Origin of the sequence: Gilliamella sp. G0441 (assembly GCF_050589305.1) — a bacterium.
Classification (GTDB): domain Bacteria; phylum Pseudomonadota; class Gammaproteobacteria; order Enterobacterales; family Orbaceae; genus Gilliamella.
On record NZ_JBNRJF010000007.1, the window covers coordinates 36,993 to 51,170 of the forward strand.

Annotated in this window: 14 protein-coding genes; 7 read left to right on the top strand and 7 right to left on the bottom strand. The window is 36.1% G+C overall.

From position 1 onward, the window contains the following. Nucleotides 1-196: 196 nt before the first annotated feature. The 4 genes from ACKJXD_RS07480 to fabI form a co-directional block, all read right to left on the bottom strand. Nucleotides 197-400, bottom strand: coding sequence for a SlyX family protein (locus tag ACKJXD_RS07480; protein ID WP_220216345.1), 204 nt, complete (start codon nucleotides 398-400; stop codon nucleotides 197-199). Between the two features lie 58 nt (nucleotides 401-458). Beyond that, complete coding sequence (gene radC, locus ACKJXD_RS07485) at nucleotides 459-1,127, bottom strand: RadC family protein (RefSeq protein WP_220217265.1); 669 nt, start codon at nucleotides 1,125-1,127, stop codon at nucleotides 459-461. A 166-nt stretch (nucleotides 1,128-1,293) separates the two neighbouring features. Continuing rightward, nucleotides 1,294-1,863: a peptidylprolyl isomerase gene (slyD, locus tag ACKJXD_RS07490; protein ID WP_220216346.1), complete on the bottom strand. Its 570-nt coding sequence runs from the start codon at nucleotides 1,861-1,863 to the stop codon at nucleotides 1,294-1,296. Nucleotides 1,864-2,239: 376 nt separating this feature from the next. After that, complete coding sequence (fabI, locus tag ACKJXD_RS07495; protein ID WP_220216347.1) at nucleotides 2,240-3,028, bottom strand: enoyl-ACP reductase FabI; 789 nt, start codon at nucleotides 3,026-3,028, stop codon at nucleotides 2,240-2,242. Between the two features lie 194 nt (nucleotides 3,029-3,222). Between fabI and tehB the strand changes: the two genes are divergently transcribed. Next, on the top strand, nucleotides 3,223-4,083 hold the full coding sequence (gene tehB / locus ACKJXD_RS07500; RefSeq protein WP_430875964.1) for an SAM-dependent methyltransferase TehB: 861 nt from the start codon (nucleotides 3,223-3,225) through the stop codon (nucleotides 4,081-4,083). A gap of 43 nt (nucleotides 4,084-4,126) precedes the next feature. On the opposite strand, the gene fmt is transcribed toward tehB, so the two are convergent. Next, nucleotides 4,127-5,089 (bottom strand): methionyl-tRNA formyltransferase, encoded by a 963-nt coding sequence (gene fmt, locus ACKJXD_RS07505; RefSeq protein WP_430875965.1) that lies wholly within the window; start codon nucleotides 5,087-5,089, stop codon nucleotides 4,127-4,129. Nucleotides 5,090-5,204: 115 nt separating this feature from the next. Then, a complete protein-coding gene (locus ACKJXD_RS07510) occupies nucleotides 5,205-7,046 on the bottom strand; it encodes an SLC13 family permease (RefSeq protein WP_430876011.1) in 1,842 nt (613 codons plus the stop codon). A 287-nt stretch (nucleotides 7,047-7,333) separates the two neighbouring features. On the opposite strand from ACKJXD_RS07510, the gene ACKJXD_RS07515 reads away from it, so the two are divergent. Continuing rightward, the gene (locus tag ACKJXD_RS07515) at nucleotides 7,334-9,055 is read left to right on the top strand and encodes a thiamine pyrophosphate-dependent enzyme (protein WP_430875966.1); all 1,722 of its coding nucleotides are present in this window, start codon (nucleotides 7,334-7,336) and stop codon (nucleotides 9,053-9,055) included. A gap of 93 nt (nucleotides 9,056-9,148) precedes the next feature. Here ACKJXD_RS07515 and ACKJXD_RS07520 read toward each other — a convergent pair whose 3' ends face one another. Beyond that, nucleotides 9,149-9,643 carry a gluconokinase, GntK/IdnK-type gene (locus ACKJXD_RS07520; RefSeq protein ID WP_411599383.1) on the bottom strand — a complete coding sequence of 165 codons (495 nt, stop codon included), beginning with the start codon at nucleotides 9,641-9,643 and terminating at the stop codon, nucleotides 9,149-9,151. A gap of 317 nt (nucleotides 9,644-9,960) precedes the next feature. On the opposite strand from ACKJXD_RS07520, the gene gatA reads away from it, so the two are divergent. From gatA to ACKJXD_RS07545, 5 genes are all read left to right on the top strand, one after another. Then, complete coding sequence (gene gatA, locus ACKJXD_RS07525; RefSeq protein WP_430875967.1) at nucleotides 9,961-10,410, top strand: PTS galactitol transporter subunit IIA; 450 nt, start codon at nucleotides 9,961-9,963, stop codon at nucleotides 10,408-10,410. A 20-nt stretch (nucleotides 10,411-10,430) separates the two neighbouring features. Then, nucleotides 10,431-10,715, top strand: coding sequence for a PTS galactitol transporter subunit IIB (gatB, locus tag ACKJXD_RS07530; RefSeq protein ID WP_220216354.1), 285 nt, complete (start codon nucleotides 10,431-10,433; stop codon nucleotides 10,713-10,715). Between the two features lie 4 nt (nucleotides 10,716-10,719). Continuing rightward, nucleotides 10,720-12,072 carry a PTS galactitol transporter subunit IIC gene (locus ACKJXD_RS07535; RefSeq protein ID WP_411589617.1) on the top strand — a complete coding sequence of 451 codons (1,353 nt, stop codon included), beginning with the start codon at nucleotides 10,720-10,722 and terminating at the stop codon, nucleotides 12,070-12,072. Nucleotides 12,073-12,194: 122 nt separating this feature from the next. Continuing rightward, nucleotides 12,195-13,238 (top strand): alcohol dehydrogenase catalytic domain-containing protein, encoded by a 1,044-nt coding sequence (locus ACKJXD_RS07540; protein WP_430875969.1) that lies wholly within the window; start codon nucleotides 12,195-12,197, stop codon nucleotides 13,236-13,238. A gap of 92 nt (nucleotides 13,239-13,330) precedes the next feature. Next, nucleotides 13,331-14,104, top strand: a complete 774-nt coding sequence (locus ACKJXD_RS07545) for a DeoR/GlpR family DNA-binding transcription regulator (protein ID WP_430875970.1) — start codon at nucleotides 13,331-13,333, stop codon at nucleotides 14,102-14,104. The last annotated feature ends 74 nt before the right edge of the window (nucleotides 14,105-14,178 follow it).

Genomic DNA, 14,178 nt, shown 5'->3' on the forward strand with positions numbered 1-14,178 from the left:
TCTATTGACAGGGATTAGTTTAATTGAAATTTCAATGTTAATTTATTTTTAAGTAGATTTAGATATCGATGTTTTTACAACTCTTCTGGATACTTCAAATGTTAATTTAAGAACATCTAATAAATAAGTATTAATAGTCTTTTAAAAATAGGCTACATTATTATTTCATCATTGAGATATCTGACTATAAACATAATTAATAGTGTGGTGGTGGTGTTTCCTCAGATAAGTTAGCAATATTCGAAGTTTGAGTGGCTTGTAGTTTTTGTGATAATAGCATTAATTGTTCTTTTAGTTTACTGACATCGGCTTGAAGATTAGTTACAACTTGGTTTAATTCTTCAATGGTGATTTCTTGAAACGCAACTTTGGTTTCTAATAATTCAATTTGTTGTCTCATATCATTTTCACAGTTAGACTTTTTAAATATAAGTTTCTATTTTAAGTAAAATGAGCGATTAAATCCATCCTCGTTCAGCAAACGAGACATATTCACCTTTACCAATTACAATATGATCAATAATGCGGATATCAATTAATTCACAAACTTGATCCAATCTGCGTGTTAAGTTTCGATCTGCTTGACTTGGTTCTGCTAAACCTGATGGATGATTATGTGCTAAAATTAAAGAGGCAGCATTATATTGTAATGCTTTTCTGGCTACTTCTCTGGGATGAACTTCTACACAGTTATAAGTACCAATAAACATTTCTTCAGATGTAATGACGTGATTTTGATTGTCCAGAAAAATGACCATGAAGATTTCACGATCTTTATCTGCTAAGCGACTAGCTAAATAATGGTGAGTTAATGAAGGCGAAGTGAGATAATTTTCATTAGTCATTTTTACTTTTAAATATCGATGAGATAATTCAACAACAGCTTTGAGCTGAGTATACTTAACCGTTCCTAATCCATGTTTTTTACAAAACTGCTCATGACTGGCATTCATCAAATGATAAAACGAGCCAAATTCATTTAATAAATTTTGCGATAATTCTAAAACTGGTAATTTTCGGGTACCTGTACGTAAAAATAGCGCTAGTAATTCCGCATCACTTAGTGTTTCAACACCAAATTGTAAAAGTTTTTCTCTCGGCATTAGTTTGGGATATTCGGGCTGCATCATATTGATATTCCATGCATCAAAAAAATTAATTATTCTTAGAAAATTGAATTAATTGAATTGAAAATTGAGAAAACTGTGAATTGTTTCGCAAAAAAATGGATAATATTTCACATGATGATAAAAAAGCGCTACAAAGCGCTTTTTTGTAAATTAATATGATGACTTAATGGCAACCGCAGCTACCATGACCGCCACCACAACAACCACTATCTTCTTCATCTTCATGATCGTGTCCGCCACAGCCACAACCACCATGCCCATGTTCGTGACCATGTTCACCATGGATATGTCCATGCGCAATTTCTTCTTCGGTTGCTTCACGAATAGCTAACACTTCAACATTAAATTTTAAATCTTGTCCCGCTAACATGTGATTTCCGTCAATTGTCACAGTATCCCCATCAATTGCGGTAATTTCAACGGGTAAAGCGCCATGGTCGGTATCAGCAAAAAAGCGCATGCCAACTTCAAGTTCATCAACCCCGACAAATACATCACGTGGCACATTTTGCACCAGTGCATCATTAAAATCACCGTAAGCATTGATAAGTTCAACATCAAATTTATCACCAACTTGATGACCTTCTAGTGCATTTTCAAGCTCTTGTAATAAATTACCAGCGCCTTGTAAATATTCTAGAGGTGCAACAGCTGTTGCTTCGTCAACCAAAACCCCGTCTTTAGTGCGAACTTGGTATGCCAAACTGACTACTGTGTTTTTTGCTATTTTCATTTTTTCTCCAACAAACTTGTATTGAGCAAACATCTTTAGATTTTAACGGAAAATGAAGGATAAGTATTCATAATTTTTATTTTCCCTGCACTATTTATCGATATGATTATTTGTATACTCGCTTTTTAAGTTATGATGTTAGTTGGTCAATATGATGTATGCATATTGTTAGTGTGAACAAGATAAAAACAATCGATAAAAAATTCTTACAAGAAAGGCGTGGAACTTATGATATATCTGAATAGATTCAGAAATCAAAGGATGAAATCAAATGAATGTATGGACTGCCCTTTTTAATCCTAAAAAATTAGAAAATAGACGAATAAAAAAAGGCATCAATATTGATGCCCTTTTTTTTATTTTTAAATAATACCTATTATTTAAGTTCTAACTCGTTCATTGCAGCAATGCTAAATCCACCGTCAACATGTACAACTTCACCAGTAATGCCCGATGCTAAGTTTGAACATAAAAATGCCGCGGAATTACCCACGTCTTCAATTGTAACTGTTCGACGAATTGGTGTAACCGATTCACAGTGTGATAACATTTTTCTGAAATCTTTAATGCCTGATGCTGCAAGGGTACGAATTGGACCAGCAGAGATAGCATTCACACGAATTCCTTCTGGCCCCATAGCATTTGCCATATAACGTACGTTTGCTTCTAGAGACGCTTTAGCAAGCCCCATTACATTATAGTTAGGGATCGCTCGTTCAGCACCAAGATAAGAAAGGGTCACTAACGCTGAATTTGGATTCAACATCGAACGACATGCTTTAGCCATTGCAACAAAGCTATAAGAACTAATGTCGTGAGCGATAGCAAAACCTTCACGAGTGACGGCATTAACATAGTCACCATCTAATTGATCGCCAGGCGCAAAAGCAATAGCATGAACAAAACCGTCAAATTTATCCCATGTTTTTGCTAGTTCTGTAAATAGGTTAGTAATACTATCATCGTGAGCAACATCACAAGGTAACACGATTTTAGAACCAAAGTCAGCCGCAAATTCTTCAACGCGTGCTTTTAATTTATCACTTTGATAAGTGAATGCTAATTCTGCACCCTCACGATGCATTGCTTGTGCAATACCATAAGCAATAGAACGATTACTTGCAACACCGGTAACGAGTATGCGTTTACCTGTTAAAAATCCCATAAAGTTTTCCTCTATTATTTTACTATACAGTCTAGGATGGTGAAGATTATATGTTGATAAAGTCAACTTCGCTACTATAAATTTACTTTTAATGATTTTGTTTTGGTTGCTGAGTTACCAACAAAACGTTGTTTATCTCATCAATAATTGACTATAATAGTCAACTATTAATTTATTTAACTCGTGATAAAATTTTGAAAAACCTAATTTGTTATAAAACATTACCTGTTTGGAATGCTAAATCATTACCTCAATCATTTTGTGAAAAACATAATACGCAAGTTGGCACTTGGGCTAAGCTCAATATCCTAGTGGGCAGTATCGATTTTGAGATATTAACTGAACAAGGGGAAATCATATCGCAACATCATTATGATGTTTCTCACCAGCCTCCCTTTATTTTGCCTCAGCAATGGCATCGTATCGCTCAGGTATCTGAAAATTTACAATGCCAACTATCATTTTACTGTTTACCTGAAGACTATACTTTTAAGAAGTATCAAATGACCAAAACACATTCTGAAGTGGTAGCGGCAAGCAAAATTATCCCGTTAGGAAAGGTATTGGATTTAGGCTGTGGTTCGGGACGCAATTCGCTCTATTTACAGCTACTTGGTTTTGATGTGAATGCAGTTGATAAATCCGAATTAAGTATTGGTAATTTAAATCAAATCATCAAAGATGAAAACCTAAAGCACATTAATGCAAAGGTATATGATATCAATCAAGCAAATTTAGAAGGTGAGTATGATTTTGTTCTTTCAACGGTTGTCATGATGTTTTTACAACCTGAAAAAATCCCTGAAATTATTGATAATATGCAAAAATTGACTAAATCGGGTGGTTATAATCTTATTGTAAGCGCTATGTCTACTTCTGATTATCCTTGTTCTGTGGGGTTTTCATTTACGTTTAAAGAAAATGAATTGCGGGAATATTATCAGGATTGGGAAATACTGAAATATAACGAAAATGTTGGGGAATTACATAAAACCGATAGTCAGGGTAATCGAATTAAATTGAGATTTGCGACTTTGCTAGCTAAAAAAAGGTAATCATTACAGGATGATTCATCCTGTAATTTTTTACATTGATTAATTAGTTGGTACTTAGTTTTTCACCAACAACAAACCAAGCTTTGCGAGAGTTTAATAAATCTTGAGCTGACATCGGTTTTTTTCCGGCTGGTTGTAACAGTGTCATATTTAATGCACCATCGCTTGTTGCAATGCATATCCCTTTTTTGTCTGCTTGTAAAATAGTACCGACTGGTTGATTGTGGTGAGTGGATATCACTTCTGCTTGCCATACTTTCACTGGTTCACCATTAACTTCAAAATAACTAACAGGCCAAGGATTGAAGGCGCGGACACAACGTTCAAGTTGCTGTGCCGATAAATTCCAATCAAGTTTAGCTTCTTGTTTAGATAATTTTTCAGCGTAAGTGACCTGTGATGGATCCTGTTTTTCAGGTTGGATTTTCCCTTCAGTAATGAGTGTTAAAGTATCAAGTAGTCCTTGTGGACCTAATTGCGCCAGTTTGTTATATAACGTTGCACTTGTATCAGAAGGTTCAATTGGACAGGTAAGTTTATATAACATATCACCCGTATCAAGCCCAGCATCCATTTGCATAATTGTGATACCGGTTAAAGTATCTCCAGCCCAACAAGCGCGTTGAATAGGAGCTGCGCCTCGCCATCTTGGTAGTAATGAACCATGCACATTTAAACAACCTAGTTTAGGCATATCAAGCACAGCTTGCGGTAAAATAAGACCATATGCCACCACAATCATAATGTCGGCATTTAGCTCCGCAATGATTTTTTGGTTTTCTTCTGTTTTGAGCGTTGCCGGTTGATAAACAGGGAGATGATTTTCAATCGCTAATTGTTTAACCGGACTTGCGGTTAATTTATTACCACGTCCGGCAGGGCGATCGGGCTGAGTAAAAACTGCAATAACATTATGTTTAGCATCAATTAATGCTTTTAAATGGGTTGCTGCAAAGTCAGGAGTACCAGCAAAAATAATATTTAATGGCTTGGCTGTTTGTGGCATATGTCTATAATCCATCATCAAAAAACTCGGATAATTATAACTTAATTTTCATTAAGAATCTTTAATCAAAAAGAATCGATATGTTGGTTTTATCAAACTGATGATGAATTAATAATTAAAAAGGGAAAAATATTGGTACTAATGCAATATTCACCGCCATAACGAGAAACGTTAAAGGTACACCGACTTTTACAAAGTCACTAAAGCTGTAACCACCTGGCGCAACGACCATGGTTTTTACCGGCGAAGAGACCGGCGTGATAAAGGAAGCAGAGGTCGCTATAGCCACAGTCATTGCAAACGGATAAGGTGAATAACCAAATTTTATTGCCAGATCAATTGCAATAGGGGCAATGAGTATTGCTGTAGCCGTATTAGAAATAAAGAGACCAACAGTTGAACATAATAAGAAAATGAAGGTCAGCACCATATACGGACTGAAAGAACGTAAATGAATTTCTAACCATGCCGATATGAGTGAAATGCCGCCGGTTTTATTCAGTGCTAAAGCAAACGGCATCATACCGATGATCAAAATGAGTGTTGGCCAGTGTATCGATTTATAAGCACTATTCATGTCGATGCAGCGTGTTGCTCCCATTAAAAGACAAGCTATTAGGGCAGCCACGACATTAGGAACAAGCCCCGTTACCATCAATATAATCATAATGGCCAAATTAATTAATGCTGCAAATGCTTGAGAACTTGCAGGTGCAACATCATCAATATCCGACGGATAATCTAAAACAACAAAATCATTGGTACGAGTTTGTAATTTTTGAATCGATCCCCAATCCCCACATACCAGTAAAGTATCACTCATTTCTAAACGTTCTTGGAATAAGTTATTGGTATCAACAGGGGCATGATTACGCCAAATTCCAATAACGGTTAAAAAGTATTTTTCTCTAAAATCGATTTCATTGAGTGTTTTGCCACAAAGTGACGATTCAGGTAATAGCGCCACTTCTGCCATGCCAACTTCTTTCACTTGTTCCGAAAAATATTCACCTCGTAAAACTTTAGGTTCAAGATTATTGGTCGATAAAAATGTTCGATAATCGGCTTCGGAGTGGGACATATCTAATAATAAAATATCGTTTTCCCGAAATTCTGTTGCCCCGTTAACGGGGATTAACACTTTTTGAAATTTGCGCCAACGTTCAATACCAATAACATTGACACCGTGTTCACTTCGTAAATGTAGACCATCAATCGTACGACCAACAAAAGGCGAGCCTGGTAATATTTGTGCACGATGTGCCCGACCAATTAATTTATAGTCTCTGATTAAATCTGTGATTTTTCTTCTTTGTGGCTGGGTATTTGTCGGAGAAACTTGTTGAGCTGTTAACAACCAATTGCGCGTTAATATACAATAAATGACGCCAACAACAAGCACACCTAACCCAATAGGGGTGATAGAGAAAAAAACGAATTCGGTTAAATTTGCTCGATTTAACTCACTATTAACCACCAGATTAGGTGCGGTTGCAACCAATGTCATCATGCCACTAATTAAAGCGGCAATACACAGTGGCATCATTAATTTTTTAACATGAATACCCGTATGATTGGCAATACTGATGGCAACAGGAATAAAGATAGCGACAACGCCTGTGGAACTCATTATTGAACCCAGTAACGCCACACCGAGCATAATACAGGTAATAATTCGAACATCATTTTTTCCGGATACCTTAAGAATATATTCGCTCATTTTGAACGAAATGCCAGTACGGACTAAACTTTCACCAATGATAAACAATAATGCAATTAAAATGATATTAGGATCGCTAAACCCCGAAAACGCTTCAGCAGGCGTTAAAATACCCGTGACTGAAATAGCTGTAATGGTTAGCAGTGCAATAATATCCATTCTTAATTTGCTGAATGAAAACATTAAAATTGCAATCAATAGCAATAAACAAACAGTAATAAGCGGATAATATTCGATAAAGTAATGAGGCAAAAATGCAGTTAAAGAGGTTAATAAATTTTGCCCGGATGACAAATTTTCCACAAAAAGTCACTCTATGAGAACGATTGGATTTTAACCATAATACCTTGATTTATTGTAATAGGGAATATTTTCCAAAAAAGTTTATTCTCAAAAAAATTAACGAATATTACATTTTTAACATTTTTTGCTTTTTTTTTCATAACCTATTCGCTTTATTAAAACTTAGGTGTAATTTAGTTAACTTAGATTATTTAATCTGTTAATTGTGTCTAGGAGACAGTATGTCATTAAAAAAATCAGTTGCACAAATTATTATCGAAGTCTTAGAGGAAGCTGGTGTTAAACACTGTTATGGTATTGTGGGTGATACACTCAATTATATTACCAGTGCCATTAAAAAAAGTGACATTGAGTGGGTGCATGTTCGACACGAAGAAGTTGGAGCTTTTGCAGCAGGAGCCGAGGCTTATCTGACTAATCAGCTAACTGCATGTGCTGGTTCTTGTGGGCCGGGAAGCTTACATTTTATCAATGGTATTTATGAAGCTCAGCGCAATAAAGCACCTGTTATTCTCTTAGCCAGTCAACTGGTCACCTCACAACAGGGAACAGATTTTCCGCAAGAAGTTGATTTTGAGTCTGTTTATAAAAATTGTTCTGTCTTTTGTCGTCAAATTAACGATCCTACTCAAGCAAGACAGATTACGACGGCTGCCGTTCAAGCCGCAATAAATCAACGTGGCGTTGCTGTTCTGGTTATCCCTTATAATATTAGTTTAGAAAAAGTGGAAGATAAAAGTGGGCATAAAATTTATCATCCTAATCCGATCATTCGCCCATCAGATACAGAGCTTACCCAAATTGCAGAAATCTTAAATAAAAATCAAAAAGTGGCTATTTTTGCCGGACAAGGTGCAAATGGCGCTCATGATGAATTAATTGCACTTGCCGAAAAATTGAAATCGCCCATTGTGCATACATCAAGAGGTAAGGATTTTGTTGAATACAATAACCCTTACAATGTCGGTATGACGGGCATGTTTGGCGTTGAATCAGGATTAACCGCCATTAAAGAGTGTGATGTGCTGCTAATGTTGGGTGCTGATTTTGCATGGTCTCAATTTTACCCAAATGATGCCACCATTATTCAAGTTGATATCGATGCAACTCACCTTGGTCGACGTCATCCAGTGAGTGTGGGTGTTGTCGGCAGTAGTCAACCTACTTTGGCGGCTTTAATCCCTTTAGTTGAAGAAAAACAAGATGCTGCATTTTTAGAAAAATGCTGCCAATTATATATGAAAGCAATGGATAAATTGAACAAAAAAGCCATGCCTTCAAAATCAACGATTCATCCGCAATATTTAACGGAATTAGTAGATAAATATGCTAATGATGATGCTGTTCTATGTGCTGATGTGGGTTCAGCAATGGTTTGGGCTTGTCGACACTTTAATACTAATGGAAAAAGACGCACGGTCATCAGTTTAAAACATGGAACCATGGCTAATGCTATGCCACAAGCTTTAGGCGTACAAAAAGCATTTCCTAACCGACAAGTGATAACGCTATCGGGTGATGGTGGCATTAGTATGCTATTAGGGGATTTACTGACGACTATTCAAGAACAGTTACCGATAAAAATTATTGTATTAAATAACAGCTCTCTCAACTTTGTCGAATTAGAGCAAAAAGTAGAAGGAATTGTGGATCATTACACCGATTTACACAATCCAGACTTTGCTAAAGTGGCTAATGCAATGGGACTGTTTTCGATCAGAGTAGAAGATTCAGATTTACTTGAAGCAGCGATGCAATCATTTTTAGCACATTCTGGACCTGCCTTATTAGATGTCAAAACAAGTGCTAATGAGCTGGTTATGCCACCGGAAATTCAAGCGTCTCAAGTGATGGGAATGGCGCTATATAGCGTCAAAGCATCATTGAGTGGCAAAATGGGGGATGTTGTAAATTTATTAGTGGATAATTTTATTAAAAAATAATGTTAAATTATCTCGATTATTCTGCCGATACATCGGCAGAATAGTTGATGATACATTACCAACTGATTAACAATCATTGCAGAAAGTGATTGTTTAGCTGTTACAGATTTTCTGTATGATACATTCGGTATCATTGACTACATCGGCTAAAGGTTGTTCGATATTAACGGTATAAACATCGTTTTCATCTTGTGAGGGTTCTTCTAAAGTATCAAATTGGGATTGTAACATTCCCGTTTTTTGATAATGACCTTGACGTTCAGCTAAACGGTTTGCAATGACCTCAAACCTACCTTTTAAATAAATAAAATGAATATTTTTATTTTCGCCTCGAATAATATCTCGGTATTGTTTTTTTAACGCTGAGCAGATAATAATTGAAATAGGATTAACATTGCTCATGGCAAATACTGCATCACTAATTAAACGAAGCCACGGCATTCTATCTTCATCATCTAGAGGCATACCACTGCGCATTTTTAAAATATTGGCTTTAGGATGTAAAAAATCACCATCTAAAAAAGCGGCATCAAGATCATAAGCTACATGTTTGGCAACAGCTGATTTACCACTTCCTGATACCCCCATTAATACAAACACCTGTTGAGTTTTTTGTGACACAAAGACCTCTTACCTTTCCGTTTTTTATCAATAATATTCTGAGTATTTTAATGATATTTTCAATATCGAGAACGCGCTTTTGTGATGAAGATCATGAACTATATTATGTCCAATCATAAATTTATCACAATCAATTTCAAATTTTACTTAAAAAATAGATTTCGATCACAAAAATAATAATTGCCATTTGCTTTTAATTTCGAAAGAAAATAATCTTTCATTATTACTTTTGATTTCGAAAGTATCATTAAAAAAATGAAGAAAGGCAATAAGGGTGATCAAAGATGAACAAATGTCAGCTCTTTATCGAAGATGATCTTCGATTTAACAATGAACAAGAAGCGCTTACTTATATTAGTGAACAACTACAACAAAAAGGGATTGTCAAAAAAAGTCATTTAGAAGCATTGATAGAAAGGGAAAAAACATTTCCAACGGGTATTGCGCTTGATGGTTATGCGGTTGCCATTCCTCATTGTGAAGCAGAGCATGCTATATCGCCGGCTATCTTTATTGTTCGAACACGATCACCTGTTGCGTTTAATCGAGCAGATGAAGAGAGTACTGTAGAAGTTTCATTAATCATTTCACTGGTCGTGACTTCACCAGAAGATCAACTCACGCTTTTAAAAGCATTATTTTCAAATTTACAAGATAAAGAGTTCTATCACTTCTTATTAAACGCACAGCAAGATCAGATAGCTGAGCGATTTAATAACGTGATATTTAATTAGAAAGTTGTTTAGGAGGCATTATGAAAAAAAAGATTATTGTTGCGTGTGGTGGTGCAGTTGCAACATCAACTTTGGCTGCAGAAGAGATAAAAGAACTCTGCAAAGAAAATAATATTAAGTTAGATCTTGTTCAGTGTCGTATTAATGAAATTAATACTTTTATTGATGATGTCGATTTGATCTGTACTACAGCCAGAATGGATCAAACTTTTGGTGATATCCCGATTGTACACGGTATGCCTTTTGTTTCGGGGGTAGGGATTGATCAGCTAAAAGATAAAATATTGTCGATTCTAAAAGGATAAGTATATGTTTACCGAAATTATGCAGTACATTTTGGATCTTGGCCCTTCAGTCATGTTGCCGATTGTGATTATTCTCTTTTCATTAGTGTTAAGAATGAAAGTGGGTGATGCCTTAAAAGCTGGTATTCATATAGGCATCGGTTTTGTTGGAATCGGTTTGGTTGTTGGTTTGCTCACAAGTTCAGTTGGACCAGCAGCAAAAGCCATGGCAGAAAGATTTGATATCAGTTTGAATGTTATTGATGTTGGTTGGCCCGGCGCTGCGCCGATGACATGGGCATCACAAATTGCTTTAGTTGCAATTCCTATTGCTATAGCCGTCAATATTGTGATGTTGGTTTCTAAACTCACTCGAGTTGTTAATGTTGATATTTGGAATATTTGGCATATGACCTTTACTGGTGCACTGGTTTATATCGCATCTGGATCCTACTGGTTAGGTATCGCAGGTGTAATTGTCCATGCCATTATTGCTTATAAGCTAGGGGATTGGTTTGCCAAAGATACTAAAGAGTTTTTTGAACTTGAAGGCATTGCTGTTCCGCATGGCACATCTGCTTATTGTGGACCAATTGCGGTATTTGTTGATGCGGTGATTGAGAAAATACCTGTTATTAATAAGATTAACTTTAACGCCGTTGACATGCAAAAAAGATTTGGCGCGTTTGGCGAACCGGTCACTGTTGGATTATTTATGGGGATCTTGTTAGGAATATTAGCCGGATATGGCGTTAAAGAGACATTACAACTTGCTATTCAAACAGCCGCAGTAATGTTATTGATGCCACGCGTAATTAAACCGATTATGGATGGCTTAACACCAATATCTAAACAGGCACGTAAACATTTACAATCTAAATTTGGTGGACAAGATTTTCTTATCGGTTTAGATCCTGCTCTACTATTAGGACATTCAACCGTTGTTTCGGCAAGTTTAATTTTTATTCCTTTAAGTATTTTTATCGCCATTATATTACCGGGTAATGAGGTCTTACCCTTTGGGGATTTAGCAACGATTGGCTTCTTCATTGCGATGGGGGTAGCGATTCACCAAGGTAATTTATTTAGAATTATTCTTTCTGGTTCCATCATCATTGCTATCACACTATGGATTGCTACACAAATGATTCCACTTACGACCCAATTAGCCCTCAATGCAGGTACGATCAATTCCGATACCGGTATTTCAGTCGGTGCTATGGATCAAGGTGGATCGCCTATTACTTATATCATGGTTCAACTAGTCAATTTGAAACAACCTATTGGATTTATCGCTATTGGAATTTTCTATCTTTTCTGCCTATTTTTAACATGGAAACGAGCTCGAAAATATCAAGTTGCAACTGGGCAAAATTAAATAAATAGAGGCGATAAACACAAAGCAATAAGTTATTGAAATGAAGTTGATTTCTATGCTTTCACTGAAATGTCAGTGAAAGCATGCATTAACAAAATTGATTATTTAAAAAGGAACATAAAATGAAAGTGATTCTAGTCAATGAAGGAGGTACGTTATCTATAAAGGATATTCCAGTACCCAAAATAATCTCACCGGATCAGATTTTAGTTAAAGTCGCTTATTCGGGATTGTGTGGCTCGGATATACCTCGAATATTTCATCATGGCGCACATTTTTACCCTATTACACTGGGGCATGAATTTAGTGGTGTTGTGACAGAATTAGGTAGCGGTGTGACCGAATTTGAAATAGGTGATTTAATCTCATGTGCCCCTTTATTGCCATGTTTTGCTTGTGATGAGTGTAAAAAACATTATTACTCACTTTGTAAGCACTATACCTTTGTTGGCTCAAGAATAACGGGGGGATTTGCTGAGTATATTTTATTAAATAAAAAAAATGCCTTTAAATTGCCAAAAGGCGTTACACCACTTCAAGGGGCTTTTTTCGAACCAATGACAGTGGGAATGCATGCCATTTTATTAGCTGGTGGTTGCCAAGATAAAAACGTGGTCATTGTAGGCGGCGGTACAATTGGATTGCTTGCTATGCAATGCGCAAAAGCAATGGGTGCAAAAACGGTAACTGTTCTTGATATTAATGACGATCGCCTTCTGCTAGCTAAACGCTTAGGCGCAGATCAGGTCTATAACTCAAAAGACCTTACAGCAGATGAAATTTATCAAGCATTATCAATCAATCGGTTTGATCAGTTGGTATTAGAAACGGCTGGATCACCGATTACCGTTAAACTTGCCATTGAGATTGCTGGCCCACGAGCTCAAATTGGTTTGGTTGGCACTTTACATAATGATCTGACGCTTTCAGAAAAAATATTTAGTTTAATTCTACGAAAAGAACTACAAATTTTAGGTAGTTGGATGAATTATTCTGCGCCATGGCCAGGCAAAGAGTGGCAACTGGTAAGCCAATTTTTTGTAGAAGGAAAAATAAAACTGGATGAACTGGTTGCCGGTATAGGTGATTTTGATTCGTTTATTGAGCAAGTTACCAGTTTAAATGGGCGAGCCATGAATGGAAAAATATTGCTCAACTGCAATTAACTATTGATTAACGTCAATCATTGAAAATGAAAACTTATCTTTTGATTTTGTTTGTTATACACTGCTGAAAAGATTTCGAAAAAGGAAATATTATGAACGCAAGTGAAAGACGCCAACAAATTATAGATATTCTTAATATGAAAGGTACGGTATTGGTCAGTGATCTGTCAGAACAGTATGGTGTTTCTGAAGTGACCATTAGAACAGACCTTAGATTATTAGAAAAACAAGGCGTGCTAAACAGATTTCATGGTGGTGCAACCAAAATTATTGACAATGATGACATCAAATCATTTAAAGAATTGCAGTTAGAAGAACGTTATCAGCGATTTATTGAAGCTAAAAAACGCATTGCAATTGAAGCAGTTAAACATGTTAAAGAAGGCGATATTATTATTTTAGATAGTGGTAGCACCACGATGTTGATAGCTGAAGAACTGGTTAAATTAAAGCATATCACTGTCATTACCAATAGTCTTACTTCTGCTTTTATTCTCTCCGACAATAGTGACATTATGTTATTTATATGTGGTGGAACACTCAGACACAAGACGCGCTCTTTTCATGGAAAAATTGCTGAGCAATCGTTAGACGGCATCTCTGCTGATATTTTATTTGTCGGCGCAGATGGAATCGATGCAAAACGAGGAATAACAACGTTTAATGAAGGTTACACCATTAGTAGTATTATGGCAAATGCCGCTAAAAAAGTCGTCGCAGTTTTAGATTCATCTAAATTTGGACGCAATGGAATCAACATCGTGTTACCGCTCAATAAATTAGACACTATCATTACGGATTCGGGTATTGATGATAGGTGTCGACAAGAATTTGAGCAGCAAGGCGTCAATTTAATAGCGGTTTGAGATATTTTTCTGATCATGGTGTACTACTTTTTTAAGACAATTGAGTGGAGCGAAAAACGTTATTTTCATCAATA